Below are 18246 nucleotides of genomic sequence, written 5' to 3'. Positions count from 1 at the left end.
GCGGCGGGCGGGTTCCGGCCGCCGGATCACGCCAGTTGGGGGCCGTACCAGACACCCCAGGGGTGGGCGCGGGCGCTCAGCGCTCCCGCCACCCCCGGAGCATGGCGTCGAACCGCTCCCGGTTGGTGTCCCAGTCGTCGGCGGGGGCCGACAGATAGATGGCGTACTCGACGCCGTCACGACCGAGATACGCCTGGTCGATGGCGCGGCGCGGACCCGCCGTCGTGTCGTTCGCCCCCGCCGTCCAGCTGAACTCCCACAGGGCGCCGGGCTGGTCGCGGAAGGTGTTCGAGTCCAGGTGCAGCCGCTTGTACTCGGGCAGCTTGACCCGCAGGCCCTTCTCCAGGGCCACCTGGTGCATGTAGGGGTTCTCGAACTGGGGGTTGTCGTCGACGCTGATGCGCAGGAAGGTCCGCCCCTCGTCGGGCGTGTAGTCGACCTGGCTGCCGTCGGCCTCGCGCTTCCAGCCCTTGGGCAGCATGAGGCTGAAGCCGTCCGGGTCGTTCACCCGCTCCCAGCCGTCGGGGATGCCGCCCACCGACTTGCCGGGGGTCTGCGCGTGGGTGCCGGTCTGCCCGTCGCCGCCCGTGAAGTGCAGATAGCCGAAGACACCGCCGCCACCGAGCAGCGCGGCCACGACGACGAGGGCGACGACGGCGAACCGGCTCCGCCGCCCGCCGCGTTCGTGCCCGCCCGTGGAGTGCGGGTCCGGCCCTGCGACGACGGTGGACAGCTCGTTCGGGGCGCCGCGGTGCGGGCCACCGGCCTGCCCCGGCGTCGCCGTGTGCGTCCCGGTGGCCCCGGCGCCGGACGCGTGCACCTGCGTCGGCACGTACGCCTGCGCCCCGCTCGGCCGCCGTCCCTCCGCCGCCTCGGCGAGCATCAGCTCGGCCTCCTCGGCGGTCGGCCTGGCCGCCGGGTCCTTGCGCAGGAGCGCGCTGATGACCGGGGCGAGCGCGCCCGCGTGTTCGAGGTGGGCGGGCTCCTCGGTGACGACGGCCTGCATGGTGCCGAGCGGCGAGGTGCGGCGGAACGGCGAGTAGCCCTCGACCGCCGTGTACAGCGTCGCGCCGAGCGCCCACAGGTCGGAGGCGGGCCCGGGATTCGAGCCGCTGACCCGCTCGGGCGCCAAGTAGTCGACGGATCCCACGACTTCGCCGGTCCGCGTGATCGTCGAGTCGCCCTCGATCGCCGCGATCCCGAAGTCCGTGAGCAGGATCCGCCGGTCCGTCGCCAGGAGTACGTTGCCGGGCTTGACGTCGCGGTGCAGGACCCCGGCGGCGTGCGCGGCACGCAGCGCCTTGAGGGTCCACAGGCCGATGCGGGCGGCCTCCACGGGCTCGACGCGGCCGTCGTCCTTCACGGCGTCCGCCAGCGAACGGCCCTCGACCAGCTCCATGACGATCCAGGGCCGGTCGTCGTACTGCACGACGTCGTGGACGGTGACGACGGCGGGGTGGTTGATCCGCGCGGCGGCCCGCGCCTCCGTCTGCGTCCGCGTGAAGAGGACCGCGCGGTCGGCCTCCTGCACGTACTGCGCGGCCGTCAGTTCCTTGACGGCGACCGCGCGGTGCAGCACCTCGTCCTGCGCGCGCCACACCCGTCCCATGCCACCGCGGCCGATGGACTCACCGAGTCGGTAGCGGCCCGCGAGGAGCAGGCCCTGCGTCTGATTCACGTTCCCCCGCATTGGTCTTGACAGGGCCAGGTTAAGGAGCGGGGGCCGCGCAGGGAACCACAGGGGGCCTTAGGAGACCGCACTGTTAGGTCACACCCGCCTCAGCGGGCCCGTGCGGGCCGGGACGCTGACGGTCCGTCGTCCGGGCACTCACGGTGGGTGTCCGCGGCACCGGAGCTCAGCCGGTGACCTGGTAGCTGGCAGAGGCCTGTTCGTACAGCCGCGTCACCTCGTCCCGCTCCGCCTCCGGCCCGCGCACCTGCACCACGTGGTACTTGCCGCCGACGACCATCACCAGATTGCGTACGTAGACCTCGCGTCCCCCGGTGTCCTGCCAGGTGAACTGCCCCTCCGCCATGGCCCGCCCGCCCACGTCGATGCGGCGCATGCCGCTGGAGGTGGCCCAGGAGGAGTCGCGGAACGGCTGCAGTTCGCGCTCGTCCTCGCGCTGGTACTTCATGGGGTCGCCGCCATAGCTGCCGGTGCTGTCGCGGCCGGGGACCACGAGGAGCTCGAAGTCGCCGTGCGTGTAACGGACCTGCCCCCGGCCGTTCTTGGGCTGGCGGTCCCAGCCGCTCGCGACGGCGACGCGGAAGCCCTCGGGGTCCTTGCGCAGCGTGAAGCCCTGCGGCAGCTCGGGCCCGGTCTGCGGCTCCTGCGAACCGGGGCTCTTGCCGGGCTTGTCCTTGTCGGGCTTGCCTTTGTCGGGCTTCCCCTTGTCCGACTGGTCCTTCTCCGGCTTGTCCTTGCCGCCGTCGGTCCCGCCGCTCGCCTCCGGCGCCGAACTGACCTCGCCCGCGTTCCCCGCCCGGTCGCCCGAACCGCTCTCGCCGGACTTGGGCATGAACATCATGGCGTAGACGACGGCCGCGGCGAGACCGAGGAGGATGGCCAGCAGCAACAGCCGCCCCAGCGAACGGGGCCGGGCACCGCCACGGGCCTGCGGCGGCCGGCCCGGGCGCTCGCGGGCGGGACGGGGCGCGCGCGGCATCTCGGGGCGGCGGCCCGGTCCTTCGCCGCGGGAGGGGCCGGGCTCGCGGAACGGGCCGGAGTCACGGAACAGCCCCGGCTCGTGGGACAGTCCGAGGTCGCGGGAGAGTCCGGAGTCGTGGGACGGGCCCGGGTCGCGCGGCTCCCGCGTGTCGCCGGGCGGCTGCACGGGCGGGGCGGCGCGCAGGTCCCTGGTCCTGCCGGCCTGGCCCTTGTCCGCCCTGGCCTTCCCGCTCCGGCCCTTGCCCCGCTTGTGCCGCCCGTGTCCGTTCCCCTCGGCGGGCGCGGTGCCGCCCCGGCGCTTGCGGACGACCTCGCCGCGGCGGCGCACGATCGGCAGCCGCCCCGCGTCGTACGGCGGCACCGGCACGACGTGCGCCCCGGCCTCCGGCTCCGGCGCGGAGCGCACCAACGAACGCAGCCAGCCGCTCAGCTCCTCGAAGTCGAGCCGGTCGGTGGGGTCCTGACGCAGCAGGGACTCGACCACGGGGCGCAGCGGCCCGCACTCCTCGGCGAAGGCGGGCGGCTCGGCGCAGACGAGCTGGACCAGCTCGGCCGTGCTGTCCTCGGGGTACGGCGCGTGTCCCTGGACGGCGCGGAAGAGCAGCGCCCCGAGGGCCCACAGGTCGGTGGCGGGGCCGATCGGCGCGGCGAGGCGCCAGTTCTCGTGCACGGGTCCGGCCTGCTCGGGCGACCAGCGCTCGGTGACGGCCCCGACGACCACCATGCGGGCGTGCCGGGCGCGCTCGGCGGCGAGGGCGGTGGCGGGGCCGCGCGTGGCGGGCCCTTCGGCGCCGTCGTCGTCCCAGCTTCCGCGCGGCGCCGTCCCGGGCTCCGCCCCGCCGAAGCCGCCGACGCCCGTGTCCCTGTCCCTGCCGTCGGCCGGCTCCGGGTGCCGGCCCGCGCCGTTCGCGGCGCCGCCACCGCGTGTGTCCTCGGGTGCTCCCACGTCCGCGCTCCTGCTGCGCGGAACCGCGCCGTGCCAGGGCTTCGTCCCCGCCACGCCATAGGGATCGGAGATCCGCCCGTGCGTCCCGGGCTCGTCGTCCCCGCGCTCCCCGCCCCGTCCCTCGTGCTCGTCGCGCCCTTCGTACGCGGACGCGTAGCCGCCGGGCAGGGCGAGGGTGCCGGTGCGGTACGCGGAGACGGTCCGCCGCACCGCGGCGTCCGCGCCCCCGGCCGGCTCCGGAGCGGGATCGAGGGGCGCGTCCCCGTCCTCGTACTCCTCGTACTCCGCGTCGTACGCCGCTTCGTGTCCCGCCTCGTACTCCGCGACGTTCCCGACGGAGCCCGCCGAACCGGCGGGCTGGCCCGCCTCCACCGGCCGCGGGTCGTACCCGCACAGCGCCTCCTCGGCGGCACCGGCCGCGAGGCCGGTCAGCATCACGCGGCCGTCATCGCATATCAACACGGTCCGCGCCGTGATGTTGCGGTGCACCCAGCCGTGCGCGTGGAGCACCCGCAGCGCCGCGAGGACGTCGGCCGCGACCTCGGCGGCCCGGTAGGGGCTGAGCGGCCGGTCCGCCAGGAGCGCGGCCAGCGGTCTGGCCGCCACCAGCTCACTGACTATCCACAGCGAGCCGCCCTCGGCGAACACGTCGAAGACCTGGTCGAGCCGGGGGTGGTCCGGAATCTGCGCGGCGGTCTGCGCCGCCTCGATCGCGCGCCGCACCGCCGGATCCGTGGGCCTGCGCGTGGTCCGCGCCGAGGGCCTGCGCACCCCGGCCCCGCCCGCCCCGCCGCGCGGCACGAACCCGTCGGGCAGATCGGTCTCGTCGAGCACCTCGGCCTCGACGATCTCGGGCAACGGCACCTGTCTGACCAGGACTTCCTGGCCGCTGTAGGTGTCGAAGGCGCGCGACTCGGCGAGCTCGTACTCGTCCGCGGGAGGCAGCGGCAGGCGGTAACGGTCGGCGAGCACCCGTCCCGCATAGTCGTCCACGATGCCTCCCCCGTCCGCCCGGTGGTCAATTCCGTTCGTCTTGCGGCTCGTTGCGGCTGCTTACGGTCCGCAGGCACTCACGATACGTGCCGTGGGCGAACCGCAATGAGGGATATGAGATCTCAGGCCCGAACTCGGGGGCGCGCGGCATCACGGCGCCCCTTGGCCATGGGTTCTGTCCCTCCCCCGGAAGCGGGTTCCCTCAGGACTTCGGCTTGAACGTCTTCGTGAAGGTCTGCCACGCGGCCTTGCGCTGCGCGCCGCCCCAGTCGTCCGCCTTGGCGGTGTACATCATTCCGTAGCCGAGGCCGCCGTTGACGACGAAGCCGCGGTCTATGGAGCGGTACTTGGTCCCGCCGTCCACGTAGGTGAACTCCCAGTCGGCCGTGTTCCAGCCGCGGTAGTCCACCTTGTCTATCCGGATCCGGTCGTACTGCGACCGGACCATGTACTTCTCCTGGTTCTTCCAGTCGCTGACCGGGTCGTCCTTGGGCGTGGTCGTCCAGCCGATGAGCAGCTTCTGACCGTTCGGCCCGCCGAATCGCGTGCCCGCGCGGCCCGTGGACTGGTACTTCCACCCCTTGGGCAGCCCGATCCGGAAGCCCTGGCGGTCCTTGTGCGTCGACGCGGCGCCGTCCCCGGGCTTCTTGCCGTCGTCGTCCTTGCCCGCGTCGTCGCCCTCGCCCTCGTCGGGTCCCGCGCTCTCCTCCTTGCCCGGGTCCTTGGCCTTCTCGTCCCCGGAGGCGGAACCGTCGCCGGTGTCCTTGCCCTGGTCCTTGCCGGTGTCCGCGGCCTTGCCGTCGCCGCCGGCGCTCGCCCCGCTGGACGCGGCCTTGTCGCCGCCCTTGCTGTCCTCGCCCGCGCCGCCCTTGTCGTCGCCGGAGAGGGCGAAGGCGAGCACCGTGCCGAGCACCGCGAGCACGGCCACCACGGACACGATGACCAGCGTCCGGCGCGGCACCACGTCGGTGAGCGACGCCTTGGGCGGCACCCGCGGCGGCACACCGCCCGTGCCGGAGGGCGAACCGGCGGACGTCGACCGCGACGTGGCCGAGGTCCCGGTGCCGCGCGCGGTGGCGGACGCGGCCGCCTTGCGCACCGACGTGAGGGCACCCTTCAGCCGGTCGGCGGCCTCCTCGGTCCTGCTCCCGCCGGAGACACCGGCGGCGCTCGGCCCCGTACCCGTACCCGTACCCGCGCCCTGGCCCGCGCCGACGGCCGCACCGGTCCCCGCCGTCCTGGCGGGCTTGGTCAGCCGGGACGTCCTCGGGGACTTCGAGGGCCTGGAGGCCTTGGGGGTCTTCGGCGCCCTGCCCGGCGCCGGGGGCAGGGGGACCACCTTGGTGGCCTCCACCGGCTCCGGCTCGGCCGGGGTCTCCGGCGCGTGGACGACGTCCATCAGGAGCGCCCGCGCCCCCGTGTCGTCGAGCCGCTGCTCCGGGTCCTTGGCGAGCAGGCCGTAGATGACCTTCTCCAACGGACCGGCGTTCGTGGGCTGTTCCACGTCCTCGGTCATGACCGCGGTGAGGGTCGCGATGGCCGACCCCTTGTCGTACGGGGGAACGCCCTCGACCGCCGCGTACAGCAGGCCGCCGAGCGACCACATGTCGGCCGCGGGGCCCGGCTTGTGTCCGCGCGCCCGCTCGGGCGAGATGTACGAGGGCGCGCCGACGAGCATGCCGGTGGACGTGATCGAGGGGTCGCCCTCGACCTGCGCGATGCCGAAGTCCGTCAGGACGACCCGGCCGTCCTCGGCGATCAGCACGTTCGACGGCTTCACGTCGCGGTGGAGGATGCCCTCGCGGTGGGCGGAGCGCAGCACGTCGAGGACGGCGAGGCCGACCTCGGCCGCCCGCCGCGGCGTGAGCAGTCCGTCCTCGCGGATCGCCTCGGCCAGCGACTTGCCCTCGACCAGCTCCATCACGATCCACGGCCGGTCGTCCTCGTCGACCACGTCGAAGACCGTCACGGCGCCGGTGTTGCGGATCCGCGCGATCGCCTTCGCCTCACGCAACGTACGCGTGATGAGGCGGCGCTTCTCCTCCTCGTCGATGCTGGAGGGGAAGCGCAGTTCCTTCACCGCGACCGTGCGCCCCAGCGTCTCGTCCTTGGCGCGCCAGACCGTGCCCATGCCGCCGCGGCCGAGCACTTCCCCCAGCCGGTAGCGCCCGGCGAGGAGACGTTCGCTCTTGTCCTGACGGGCCTCACCCGTCTGCTCCGCGTCCGACATGCGTCCCCTCTGCTGCTACCGCTGCTACCCGAGCAACCCGCCCTGACAGAGCCTTCATTGTCCCCTACTCAAGGACCGGCCGACGCCCAGGGTCCACCGTCCCCCATGAGGGACCGCGCACAAGCGGGGGCCGCCCGTGCCGACACCGCGCTCACCGCGGGCCCTCCTCCCCACGGCCACCCCTGGCGGCGTGACGGCAGGCCGCCCACGACCGGCGCCACCGGCCTCTGACACCACTCTTCCGCTGCTCACGGCCGTGGGCAAGGCCCCACCGCGGCCGTCCGCGACGGCCGACACTCCCTCACCTTCCTGGTCAACACGGACAAGTTGGCCGATCGGGACCCGGAACCGGCCCTCCTGGACGCGGAGTTCCGCCCCGGGCCCGCCCGGGAGCCGACCTGGCCGACCTGGCCGTCCTAGCCGAGCGGCACGATGTCCGGCGCCCCCAGCCGCGCCGCGTCGGCCGTCAGGTCGTCCGGCTGCCGCTGCGACTCCCGCTCGGCCTCCACCCGCTTCTCGTAGTGCTGGACCTCCCGCTCGATCTGGTCCTTGTCCCAGCCGAGGACCGGCGCCATCAGCTCGGCGCACTCCTTCGCGCTGCGCGTGCCCCGGTCGAAGGTCTCGATGGAGATGCGGGTCCGCCGCGTCAGGACGTCGTCGAGGTGGCGGGCGCCCTCGTGGGACGCGGCGTAGACGATCTCGGCCCGGAGGTAGTCGTCCGCGCCGGGCAGCGGCTCGCCCAGCGTCGGGTCCGCGGTGACCAGCGCGAGGACCTCCTCGGCCAGCGAGCCGTAACGATTCAACAAGTGCTCCACGCGCACGACGTGCAGGCCCGTGCGCGCGGCGATCCTCGCGCGGGCGTTCCACAGCGCCTTGTAGCCCTCGGCGCCGACCAGCGGGATGTCCTCCGTGACGCAGTCGGCGACGCGCTGGTCGAGGCCGTGCACCGCCTCGTCCACGGCGTCCTTGGCCATCACGCGGTACGTCGTGTACTTGCCGCCCGCGACGACCACCAGGCCGGGGGCCGGATGCGCGACCGTGTGCTCGCGGGACAGCTTGCTCGTGGCGTCCGACTCCCCGGCGAGCAGGGGCCTCAGGCCCGCGTACACCCCCTGGACGTCGTCGCGGGAGAGCGGGACCGCGAGCACCGAGTTCACGTGCTCCAGGAGGTAGTCGATGTCGGCGCTGGAGGCGGCCGGGTGCGCCTTGTCGAGGTCCCAGTCCGTGTCGGTCGTGCCCACGATCCAGTGCCGTCCCCACGGGATGACGAACAGGACGCTCTTCTCGGTGCGCAGGATCAGGCCGGTCGTCGAGTTGATCCGGTCCTTGGGCACGACCAGGTGGATGCCCTTGGACGCCCTGACGTGGAACTGCCCGCGCTCGCCGACCATCGCCTGGGTGTCGTCCGTCCACACACCCGTGGCGTTCACGATCTGCTTGGCGCGGATCTCGTACTCCCCGCCGCCCTCCACGTCCTGCACCCGGGCGCCCACGACCCGCTCGCCCTCGCGCAGGAAACCGGTGACCCGTGCGCGGTTGGCGACCTTCGCGCCGTACGCCGACGCGGTGCGGACCAAGGTGGCGACGTAGCGGGCGTCGTCCATCTGCGCGTCGTAGTACTGCATCGCGCCGACCAGCGCGTCCTTCTTCAGGCACGGGGCCACGCGCAGGGCGTGGCGGCGCGTCAGATGGCGGTGCACGGGCAGGCCGCGGCCGTGACCGCGGGACATCGACATGGCGTCGTAGAGCGCGACGCCCGATCCCGCGTACAGCCTCTCCCAGCCCTTGTGCTGCAAGGGGTAGAGGAACGGCACCGGCTTCACGAGGTGCGGGGCGAGCCGCTCCAGGAGCAGTCCGCGCTCCTTCAGCGCCTCCCGTACGAGGGCGAAGTCGAGCATCTCCAGATAGCGCAGCCCGCCGTGGATCAGCTTGCTCGACCGGCTCGAGGTGCCCGACGCCCAGTCCCGCGCCTCGACCAGACCGGTGGACAGGCCGCGGGTGACCGCGTCGAGGGCCGTCCCCGCGCCGACCACTCCCGCGCCCACGACCAGGATGTCCAGCTCCCGGTCGGCCATTCCCGCCAGTGACTCGGCACGCTCCGCCGGCCCCAGTGTCGCTGTCCTCACCGCTGCCTCCCGTTGAGATCGGGTGTGGTCGGACTCACATCATGCCCAGATTTCCCCGCCGCCCGCTGACCGCGACCCCAGCCTGTGGACAACACTCCGGAGCCCCGCGCCACGCAATGCCGCAAATCGGTCATATTTACTCCTAGTCTGACATTGCGCTGGTCCGCCTTGTCCACAGGGCTTGCGCGCTCGTCCCGGTCCGGCTATTGGGAGGACGGCCCACCGCCATGCCCGCAGATCTCGCTGTCATCGGTCTCGGCCACCTCGGCCTGCCCCTCGCGCAGGCCGCCGTCGCGCACGGCATCGCCACCATCGGCTACGACCCCGTCCGCGCCGCCGACCTGGCCGGCGGGCGCCTGCCCTGCGACGGCGCCGAGGGGACCCTCACCGCCGCCGACGTCCGCCGGATGCTCTCCAGGGGCTTCGTGCCCACCGGCAACCCGGTCGAGCTCGGCCGGGTCCGCACCGCCGTCATCTGCGCCCCCACCCCGCCGGCCGCCGACCGCTCGCTCGACCTGAGCCAGGTGGCCGAGGCGGCACGGGCGCTGGCCGCACGACTGCGCCCGCACACCACCGTGATCCTCGAGTCACCCGCCTACCCCGGAGCCACCGAGGAATTCCTGCGCCCCATCCTCGAGGCGGGCTCGGGCCTGCGCGCCGGACGCGACTTCCACCTCGCCCACTCCCCCGGCCGCCTCGACCCCGGCAACCGCACCCACGGCTACGCCGGCACCCCCAAGGTCATCGGCGGGCTCACCCCGGCCTGCACCGAGTCGGCCGCCGCCTTCTACGGCCGCCTCACCGACAAGGTGGTCCGCGCCCGCGGCCCCCGCGAGGCCGAGACCGTGCACCTCCTGGAGACCAACTACCGGCACGTGAACATGGCCCTGGTCAACGAGATGGCGGTCCTCTGCCACGACCTCGGCATCGACCTGTGGGACGTCATCCGCTGCGCCGAGACCAAGCCGTTCGGCTTCCAGGCCTTCCGCCCGGGACCCGGCGTCGGCGGCCACGGAGTCCCGCTCGACATCCCCACCCCCGCCCGCGGCACCCGCCCCCTGCGCATGGTCGAACTGGCCCAGCAGGTCAACGACCGCATGCCCCAGTACGTGATCCAGCGCGCGGCGACCCTGCTCAACGAACACGGCAAGTCCGCCCGCGGCGCCCGCGTGCTCCTCCTCGGCGTCACCTACAAGCCCGACATCGCCGACCAGCAGGGCGCCCCCGCCCAGGAGGTCGCCACCCGCCTGATGGAGCTGGGCGCGGCCGTCAGCTACCACGACCCCCACGTCCCCAACTGGAGCGTACTCGGCCGCCCCGTCCCGCGCGCGGACTCCCTCTACGAGGCGGCGGCCGACGCCGACCTCACGATCCTGCTCCAGCACCACCGCACGTACGACCTCCAGGGCCTCGCCGTGAAGGCGCAGCTGCTCCTGGACACCAGGGGCGCGACCCCGGCGGGCGCCGCCCACCGCCTCTAGGCACGCGCGCGTGCCCGCACGCGTGAAGGGCCCGGACGCATCCGCGTCCGGGCCCTTCACGACGTCATGCGCTCGGCGCGGGCGTCACCGCTTGTGCTGGGCGTCCGCGACGGTCACCTCGACGCGCTGGAACTCCTTGAGCTCGCTGTAGCCCGTCGTCGCCATCGCGCGGCGCAGCGCGCCGAAGAAGTTCATCGAGCCGTCCGGGATGTGCGACGGACCGGTGAGGATCTCCTCGGTCGTGCCGACCGTGCCCAGGTCGACCTTCTTGCCGCGCGGCACGTCCTCGTGGACGGCCTCCATGCCCCAGTGGTGGCCCTTGCCGGGCGCGTCCGTGGCGCGGGCCAGCGGGGAGCCCATCATCACGGAGTCGGCACCGCACGCGATGGCCTTGGGCAGGTCGCCGGACCAGCCCACGCCGCCGTCGGCGATGACGTGCACGTACCGGCCGCCGGACTCGTCCATGTAGTCACGGCGGGCGGCCGCGACGTCGGCGACGGCGGTGGCCATCGGGACCTGGATGCCCAGGACGTTGCGCGTGGTGTGCGCGGCGCCGCCGCCGAAGCCGACCAGGACACCCGCCGCGCCCGTGCGCATCAGGTGCAGGGCGGCCGTGTAGGTGGCGCAGCCGCCCACGATCACCGGCACGTCGAGCTCGTAGATGAACTGCTTCAGGTTGAGCGGCTCGGCGGCGCCGGAGACGTGCTCGGCGGAGACCGTGGTGCCGCGGATCACGAAGATGTCCACGCCCGCGTCGACGACGGCCTTGGAGAACTCGGCGGTGCGCTGCGGCGAGAGCGCGGCGGCGGTGACGACGCCCGAGTCGCGCACCTCCTTGATGCGCTGCCCGATGAGGTCGGCCTTGATCGGCGCGGAGTAGATCTCCTGGAGACGGCGGGTGGCGTTCTCCGGGGCCAGCTCGGCGATCTCGTCGAGCAGCGGCTGCGGGTCCTCGTGCCGCGTCCACAGGCCTTCGAGGTTGAGCACGCCGAGGCCGCCGAGCTCACCGATGCGGATGGCGGTCTGCGGCGAGACCACGGAGTCCATGGGCGCGGCCAGGAACGGCAGCTCGAAGCGGTAGGCGTCGATCTGCCACGCGATCGAGACCTCCTTCGGGTCGCGGGTGCGCCGGCTCGGTACGACGGCGATGTCGTCGAAGGCGTACGCGCGGCGGCCGCGCTTGCCGCGCCCGATCTCGATCTCAGTCACGTTGTGGGGCCTTTCCCTCTTGGTCTGCCTGTCCAGTATCCCCGACACGCATGGAAGGGGCGGCCCCGGTGATACGGGACCGCCCCTTCCCCGCGCGCGTGGCGCCGGAAGACTACTTACTGCGGCTGTAGTTCGGTGCCTCGACCGTCATCTGGATGTCGTGCGGGTGGCTCTCCTTGAGGCCCGCCGACGTGATGCGGACGAAGCGGCCGTTGGCCTGCAGGTCCGGGACGGTGCGCCCGCCCACGTAGAACATCGACTGGCGCAGACCGCCCACCAGCTGGTGGACGACCGCCGAGAGCGGGCCGCGGTAGGGAACCTGGCCCTCGATGCCCTCGGGCACCAGCTTCTCGTCGGAGGCGACGCCCTCCTGGAAGTAGCGGTCCTTGGAGAAGGAGCGCTGGTCGCCGCGCGACTGCATGGCGCCGAGCGAGCCCATGCCGCGGTACGACTTGAACTGCTTGCCGTTGATGAAGAGCAGCTCTCCGGGGGACTCCTCACAGCCGGCGAGCAGGGAGCCCAGCATGACCGTGTCGGCGCCGGCGACGAGCGCCTTGGCGATGTCTCCGGAGTACTGCAGGCCGCCGTCGCCGATGACCGGGACACCGGCCTCCTTGGCGGCGAGCGACGCCTCGTAGATGGCCGTGACCTGCGGCACGCCGATGCCGGCCACGACGCGCGTCGTACAGATGGAGCCCGGTCCGACGCCGACCTTGATGCCGTCGACACCGGCGTTGATGAGCGCCTTGGCGCCGTCGCGCGTGGCGATGTTGCCGCCGATGACGTCCACGCCCGGGGAGTCCGACTTGATCTTGGCGACCATGTCGCCGACCAGGCGGGAGTGGCCGTGCGCGGTGTCGACGACGATGAAGTCGACGCCCGCGGCGACCAGCGCCTGGGCGCGCTCGAAGGCGTCGCCCGCGACACCTACGGCGGCGCCGACGAGGAGGCGGCCCTCCTTGTCCTTCGCGGCGTTCGGGTACTTCTCGGCCTTGACGAAGTCCTTGACCGTGATGAGGCCCTTGAGCACGCCCGCGTCGTCGACCAGCGGCAGCTTCTCGATCTTGTGGCGGCGCAGCAGCTCCATGGCGTCCACGCCCGAGATGCCGACCTTGCCGGTGACCAGCGGCATCGGCGTCATGACCTCGCGCACCTGGCGCGAGCGGTCCGACTCGAAGGCCATGTCACGGTTGGTGACGATGCCGAGCAGCTTGCCGGCCGCGTCGGTCACCGGGACACCGGAGATGCGGAACTTGGCGCAGATCGCGTCGGCCTCGGCCAGCGTCGCGTCCGGGTGCACCGTGATCGGGTCGGTGACCATGCCGGACTCGGAGCGCTTGACCAGGTCGACCTGGTTGGCCTGGTCGGCGATGGAGAGGTTGCGGTGCAGCACACCGACGCCGCCCTGCCGCGCCATGGCGATCGCCATGCGGGACTCGGTGACCTTGTCCATCGCCGCGGACAGCAGCGGGACGTTCACCCGGACGTTCTTCGAGACGAGCGAGGAAGTGTCGATCTGGTCGGGCGCCATGTCCGACGCGCCCGGCAGCAGCAGCACGTCGTCGTAGGTCAGCCCGAGTGTCGCGAATTTCTCGGGCACTCCGTCGACGTTTGCAGTCATGACACCTTCCCCAAATGGCCTTGATCGGTGCGGATGTCCATGCTAACGGGAACCGGGGGTGTCTCATTCCACGATCAAGATCATCGGCAAGCTTTGTACGTTCACACGTACGTCACGCGCCGTGAACCGCCCCGCCCGTCACTGCTCCGCGAGCGCCCGCAACCGGCTCAGGGCGCGGTGCTGCGCCACGCGCACGGCCCCGGGTGACATACCCAACATCTGCCCGGTCTCCTCGGCCGTGAGGCCGACGGCGATCCTGAGCAGCAGCAGCTCGCGCTGGTTCTCCGGAAGGTTGGCGAGCAGCTTCTTGGCCCACTCGGCGTCACTGCTGAGCAGCGCGCGCTCCTCCGGGCCGAGCGAGTCGTCGGGCCGCTCGGGCATCTCGTCGGACGGCACCGCGGTCGATCCGGGGTGGCGCATCGCCGCGCGCTGGAGGTCCGCCACCTTGTGCGCCGCGATCGCGAACACGAACGCCTCGAAGGGGCGCCCGGTGTCCTTGTAGCGCGGCAGCGCGAGCAGCACCGCGACGCAGACCTCCTGGGCCAGGTCCTCCACGAAGTGCCGCGCGTCACCCGGAAGCCGGGACAGCCGGGTGCGGCAGTAGCGCAGCGCGAGGGGGTGCACGTGCGCCAGGAGGTCGTGCGTGGCCTGCTCGTCGCCCTCCACGGCGCGACGGACGAGGGCACCGATCACCGTCGTCTTGTCATCGCGCATCGGTCCATGGTGCCTTGGCGGCGACTGGTCCGCGGCACCGCGGCCGTAGTTGTGCACTGAAGCGTTATGAGCAGGTGCGCCGGAACTCATCTCCTGCGCCCTCCCCTCCCGCTCGATCGACTCGTCCCCGAGGAACTCCACACATCAAGGATGCGGCATCGGCGACGAAACAAGCAGCGGCGGGCATCGGTCGCCCCGCCCACCACGCGGCGGGCGGGGAATGCCGTGCCCCCGCGGCGGCACACTTAGCGGACCAGACCCCAGCGGAAGCCCAGCGCCACCGCGTGCGCCCGGTCCGAGGCGCCGAGCTTCTTGAACAGCCGCCTGGCGTGCGTCTTCACCGTGTCCTCGGAGAGGAAGAGCTCGCGCCCGATCTCCGCGTTCGACCGGCCGTGACTCATGCCCTCCAGGACCTGGATCTCCCGCGCGGTGAGCGTGGGCGCGGCGCCCATCTCGGCCGAACGCAGCCTGCGCGGGGCGAGCCGCCAGGTCGGGTCGGCGAGCGCCTGCGTGACGGTCGCGCGCAGCTCGGCGCGCGAGGCGTCCTTGTGCAGATAGCCGCGGGCACCGGCGGCGACGGCGAGCGCGACCCCGTCCAGGTCCTCGGCGACGGTGAGCATGATGATGCGCGCACCGGGGTCGGCGGACAGCAGCCGCCGGACGGTCTCCACGCCGCCCAGGCCGGGCATGCGTACGTCCATCAGAATCAGGTCCGAGCGGTCGGCGCCCCAGCGGCGGAGGACTTCCTCGCCGTTGGCCGCCGTCGTCACACGCTCTACACCGGGCACGGTCGCGACCGCGCGGCGGAGCGCCTCTCGGGCAAGCGGGGAGTCGTCGCAGACAAGGACCGATGTCATGACTGTCCTCCGCGGCTCTCACAGCTGCTGCGCGTCACCTTGAGCCTCCAGGCTGGTACATATTCGTCACCTGTGCGGTTGACGCTCTCGGACACCTGCCCGAGCGCTTGTTCTTTCAACCGCCTCGCACTCTCAACGACGGTCACCCGAAAGAGTTACGGGGCGATCGGCCACCTTCGGCACTCTACGTGAGGGCGCGGACACAGCGCAGAGAGCGCGACGGACCCTCAACCTTTCATCACAAGCTATGCCCCATTTAGCGGCATTTCTTCCCTTTTCCTGGTGTCTGTGGCTAGATTCGCAATGAGTCATATTTTCATCTCCTTAGACAGTAGATGTACGGTCATCGACACCGTATCCGCGTCAGAACAGCTTCAATCCGCGTCAGAACGGCTTCAAGGGGACCAGCAATGGCAGATTTCTCCCGCCTTCCCGGACCGAACGCAGATCTCTGGGACTGGCAGCTCCTCGCGGCCTGCCGCGGGGTCGACAGCTCGCTCTTCTTCCACCCGGAGGGCGAGCGCGGAGCGGCACGCAGCGCACGCGAGAACTCCGCCAAGGAGGTCTGCATGCGGTGCCCGGTGCGTGCGGAGTGCGCGGCACACGCGCTCGCGGTGCGCGAGCCGTACGGCGTGTGGGGCGGCCTGACCGAGGACGAGCGCGAGGAGCTCATGGGCCGCGCGCGCCACCGCCTGGTCACGGCATCGGCGCCGGCGGGCGGGGCAGCCGTCCCGCACGGCTGAAGGAACGTTTCTTCGAAAGAGTCGCGGAGGCGGTGTCCCCGCCCCTCCGTCAGCGGGCCGCGGCCCGCGCGAGGTGGTCCAGCGTGGCGGCGACGGCCGGCACCTGCGCCAGGTCCGGCAGGGTGAGCGCGACGATCTCCCGCCGCACCGCGGGCTCCACCGTCACGGTGCGGGCGCCCCTGGGGCGCACCGGCTCGATCGCGAGCTCGGGCAGCACGGCCACCCCGAGGCCCGCGCCGACCAGCCCGATCACCGCCGGATAGTCGTCGGTCGCGAAGTCGATCCGGGGCACGAAGCCCGCGCTCTCGCAGACCTCCACCAGCTGCCTGCGACAGCGGGGGCAGCCCGCGATCCACGGCTCGTCGGCGAACTCACCCATCGTGACCGCGTCCGCCCCGGCGAGCCGGTGCCCCTCGGGCACGAGCCCGACGAGGCGGTCCGCGAGCAGGGGGCGCACGACGAGGTCGTCCCACTCCTCCGCGGCGGTCGCCCCCTCGTACCGGAACGCGAGCGCCACGTCGCAGTCGCCCTCGCGCAGCATCTCCACCGAGCGCGGCGGCTCGGCCTCCACGAGCGAGACGCGGGTGCCCGGGTGGGCCGCGCGCAGCGCCGCAAGCGCGCCCGGGACGAGCGTCGAGCTGCCGCTGGGGAAGGAGACGAGCCGGACCCGGCCCGCGCGCAGGCCCGCGATGGCGGCGACCTCCTCCTCGGCGGCGGTGAGTCCGGCGAGGATGCCCGCGGCGTGCCGCACCAGGGCCTCGCCCGCCTGCGTCAGGCGCATCTCACGGCCGGTGCGGATCAGCAGCGGTGTGCCGGTCGAGGCTTCGAGGGCCTTCATCTGCTGGCTGACCGCGGGCTGGGTGCAGCCGAGCTCGCGGGCCGCGGCCGAGAAGGAGCCGGTGGCGGCCACGGCGCGCAGGACACGGAGATGACGGGCCTCGATCATGCCGCGAGCATAAGCGACGCTTGGGCCCGGCGCGAAATATCGCGTCGCCGCTTTGAGATCGACGGGCATAGCCTGCCTGCATGGAGCTTCTTTCGGTAAACGTGGGCCGTCCCAAGGCCGTCGAGTACTCCGACGCACCCGCCGGCACCGGCATCGACAAACAGCCCGTCGAGGGCCCGGTCCGGGTGACCGCCCCGGGGCCCAAGGGCGTCTCCGGGGGCGGCCTCGCCGGTGACGCGATCTGCGACCTGCGCCACCACGGCGGAAACGACCAGGCGGTGTACGCGTACGCACGCGAGGACCTCGACGTCTGGGAGCGCGAGCTCGGCCGGACCCTGACCTCCGGCATCTTCGGCGAGAACCTCACGACGTCCGGCGTGGACGTGAACGGCGCGAAGATCGGCGAGCGCTGGCGGATCGGCCCCGACCTGGTCCTCGAAGTGACGAGCGGCCGCATCCCCTGCCGTACGTTCCAGGGGCACCTCGACGAGAAGGGGTGGATGAAGCGGTTCACCCGGCAGGGCGCTCCGGGGGCCTATCTGCGGGTGATCGAGCCGGGCGAGATCCGGGCCGGCGACAGGGTCGAGATCGTGCACCGCCCGGAGCACGAGGTGACCGTCGCCCTCTACTTCCGGGCCGTCACCACGGAGCAGGAGCTGCTGCCGCGCCTGCTGGCGGCGGGCGACGCGCTGCACCCCGAGGCGATCGAGCGCGCGCACACGTACGTGGCGAAGTACGCGCGACACGGCGGTCACTAGATCTCACTAGCCTTGGCGCATGACTACGGCTCTGATTACGGGATCTACCGCCGGCATCGGCGCCGCCTTCGCGCGGCGCCTCGCCGGTGACGGGCACAACCTCGTTCTGGTGGCGCGCGACACCAAGCGACTGCAGGACCAGGCGACCGAACTGCACGACCGGCACGGCATCGAGGCGGAGGTGCTGACCGCGGACCTCGCCACGGACGCGGGCATCGAGGCGGTCGAGCAGCGCCTCGGCAACCGCAGGGACCCGGTCGACCTCCTGATCAACAACGCCGGATTCGGCAACAAGGGCCGTTACCTGGAGGTCTCGCTCGCCGACGAGCTGACCATGCTCAAGGTGCACTGCGAGGCGGTGCTCCGGCTGACGTCGGCGGCGACGCGGTCGATGCAGGAGCGGGGCCGCGGCGGTGTGGTGAACGTGGCGTCGGTGGCGGCGTTCGTGCCGCGCGGGACGTACGGGGCCTCGAAGGCGTGGGTCGTGCAGTTCACCCAGGGCGCGGCGAAGGACCTGGCCGGCTCCGGGGTGCGGCTGATGGCGCTGTGCCCCGGCTTCGTGCGCACGGAGTTCCACCAGCGCGCCGGGATGGGCACGTCCAACATCCCCGGCTGGATGTGGCTCGACGCGGACAAGTTGGTCACGACCGCGCTGGCGGACCTCTCGCGCGGCAAGACCCTGTCGATCCCCGACCCGCGCTACAAGGCGCTGATGGGGGTGGTGAAGGTGACGCCGCGGGGCCTGCTGGGCGGCGTCACGTCGAGGACGGGCAGGAAGTACGGCCCGCAGTAGAGCGCCCTGAAGGGGCGCGGGGAACTGCGCGACCGGCCGGGAACAACCTGCACTCGGCAACGGGAAGCAACCCGGCAGACGTATTCCCGAAAAGGGCTGAGGCCCGGCTCCCTCGTACAGGGAGCCGGGCCTCAGTCACCGTTCAAGCGAGCGCGGCG

General features: G+C 72.5%; 13 protein-coding genes. 4 read left to right on the top strand and 9 right to left on the bottom strand.

Translation table 11 applies throughout. The features are described 5' to 3' along the window. Positions 1–76: 76 nt before the first annotated feature. From AB0L89_RS23960 to AB0L89_RS23945, 4 genes are all read right to left on the bottom strand, one after another. Positions 77–1690, bottom strand: a complete 1614-nt coding sequence (locus tag AB0L89_RS23960; protein ID WP_365144182.1) for a serine/threonine-protein kinase — start codon at positions 1688–1690, stop codon at positions 77–79. Positions 1691–1856: 166 nt separating this feature from the next. Beyond that, positions 1857–4610 (bottom strand): protein kinase, encoded by a 2754-nt coding sequence (locus AB0L89_RS23955; protein ID WP_365144179.1) that lies wholly within the window; start codon positions 4608–4610, stop codon positions 1857–1859. Positions 4611–4812: 202 nt separating this feature from the next. Continuing rightward, positions 4813–6840, bottom strand: coding sequence for a serine/threonine-protein kinase (locus AB0L89_RS23950; protein WP_365144176.1), 2028 nt, complete (start codon positions 6838–6840; stop codon positions 4813–4815). 416 nt (positions 6841–7256) lie between these two features. Then, positions 7257–8966 (bottom strand): glycerol-3-phosphate dehydrogenase/oxidase, encoded by a 1710-nt coding sequence (locus AB0L89_RS23945; RefSeq protein ID WP_365144173.1) that lies wholly within the window; start codon positions 8964–8966, stop codon positions 7257–7259. A gap of 227 nt (positions 8967–9193) precedes the next feature. Here AB0L89_RS23945 and AB0L89_RS23940 point away from each other — a divergent pair, with 227 nt between their 5' ends. Further along, entirely contained in the window at positions 9194–10447 is a 1254-nt protein-coding gene (locus AB0L89_RS23940) for a nucleotide sugar dehydrogenase (protein WP_365144170.1), read from the top strand. An 84-nt stretch (positions 10448–10531) separates the two neighbouring features. Here AB0L89_RS23940 and AB0L89_RS23935 read toward each other — a convergent pair whose 3' ends face one another. The 4 genes from AB0L89_RS23935 to AB0L89_RS23920 form a co-directional block, all read right to left on the bottom strand. Beyond that, complete coding sequence (locus AB0L89_RS23935) at positions 10532–11656, bottom strand: GuaB3 family IMP dehydrogenase-related protein (RefSeq protein WP_055697436.1); 1125 nt, start codon at positions 11654–11656, stop codon at positions 10532–10534. A 112-nt stretch (positions 11657–11768) separates the two neighbouring features. Beyond that, entirely contained in the window at positions 11769–13277 is a 1509-nt protein-coding gene (gene guaB / locus AB0L89_RS23930) for an IMP dehydrogenase (RefSeq protein WP_365144166.1), read from the bottom strand. 138 nt (positions 13278–13415) lie between these two features. Then, entirely contained in the window at positions 13416–13991 is a 576-nt protein-coding gene (locus AB0L89_RS23925) for a sigma-70 family RNA polymerase sigma factor (RefSeq protein WP_055697434.1), read from the bottom strand. A gap of 245 nt (positions 13992–14236) precedes the next feature. Further along, a complete protein-coding gene (locus AB0L89_RS23920; protein ID WP_003948568.1) occupies positions 14237–14848 on the bottom strand; it encodes a response regulator transcription factor in 612 nt (203 codons plus the stop codon). A 410-nt stretch (positions 14849–15258) separates the two neighbouring features. Here AB0L89_RS23920 and AB0L89_RS23915 point away from each other — a divergent pair, with 410 nt between their 5' ends. After that, on the top strand, positions 15259–15591 hold the full coding sequence (locus tag AB0L89_RS23915; RefSeq protein ID WP_365144162.1) for a WhiB family transcriptional regulator: 333 nt from the start codon (positions 15259–15261) through the stop codon (positions 15589–15591). A 49-nt stretch (positions 15592–15640) separates the two neighbouring features. On the opposite strand, the gene AB0L89_RS23910 is transcribed toward AB0L89_RS23915, so the two are convergent. Beyond that, positions 15641–16537 carry a LysR family transcriptional regulator gene (locus AB0L89_RS23910; RefSeq protein ID WP_365144159.1) on the bottom strand — a complete coding sequence of 299 codons (897 nt, stop codon included), beginning with the start codon at positions 16535–16537 and terminating at the stop codon, positions 15641–15643. A gap of 80 nt (positions 16538–16617) precedes the next feature. On the opposite strand from AB0L89_RS23910, the gene AB0L89_RS23905 reads away from it, so the two are divergent. Further along, positions 16618–17295: an MOSC domain-containing protein gene (locus tag AB0L89_RS23905; RefSeq protein ID WP_365144156.1), complete on the top strand. Its 678-nt coding sequence runs from the start codon at positions 16618–16620 to the stop codon at positions 17293–17295. Positions 17296–17314: 19 nt separating this feature from the next. Further along, positions 17315–18088, top strand: a complete 774-nt coding sequence (locus AB0L89_RS23900; RefSeq protein WP_365144153.1) for an SDR family oxidoreductase — start codon at positions 17315–17317, stop codon at positions 18086–18088. The last annotated feature ends 158 nt before the right edge of the window (positions 18089–18246 follow it).

Origin of the sequence: Streptomyces sp. NPDC052114 (genome assembly GCF_040680155.1) — a bacterium.
Classification (GTDB): domain Bacteria; phylum Actinomycetota; class Actinomycetes; order Streptomycetales; family Streptomycetaceae; genus Streptomyces.
This window is presented reverse-complemented; position numbering and strand designations above follow the sequence as displayed.

Bases quoted from the DNA above. Each gene is read 5' to 3' on its own strand.
- AB0L89_RS23925 (WP_055697434.1), bottom strand. From the start codon at position 13,991: ATGCGCGATGACAAGACGACGGTGATCGGTGCCCTCGTCCGTCGCGCC.
- AB0L89_RS23915 (WP_365144162.1), top strand. From the start codon at position 15,259: ATGGCAGATTTCTCCCGCCTTCCCGGACCGAACGCAGATCTCTGGGAC.
- AB0L89_RS23905 (WP_365144156.1), top strand. From the start codon at position 16,618: ATGGAGCTTCTTTCGGTAAACGTGGGCCGTCCCAAGGCCGTCGAGTAC.
- AB0L89_RS23910 (WP_365144159.1), bottom strand. From the start codon at position 16,537: ATGATCGAGGCCCGTCATCTCCGTGTCCTGCGCGCCGTGGCCGCCACC.
- guaB (WP_365144166.1), bottom strand. From the start codon at position 13,277: ATGACTGCAAACGTCGACGGAGTGCCCGAGAAATTCGCGACACTCGGG.
- AB0L89_RS23900 (WP_365144153.1), top strand. From the start codon at position 17,315: ATGACTACGGCTCTGATTACGGGATCTACCGCCGGCATCGGCGCCGCC.
- AB0L89_RS23920 (WP_003948568.1), bottom strand. From the start codon at position 14,848: ATGACATCGGTCCTTGTCTGCGACGACTCCCCGCTTGCCCGAGAGGCG.
- AB0L89_RS23960 (WP_365144182.1), bottom strand. From the start codon at position 1,690: ATGCGGGGGAACGTGAATCAGACGCAGGGCCTGCTCCTCGCGGGCCGC.
- AB0L89_RS23940 (WP_365144170.1), top strand. From the start codon at position 9,194: ATGCCCGCAGATCTCGCTGTCATCGGTCTCGGCCACCTCGGCCTGCCC.
- AB0L89_RS23950 (WP_365144176.1), bottom strand. From the start codon at position 6,840: ATGTCGGACGCGGAGCAGACGGGTGAGGCCCGTCAGGACAAGAGCGAA.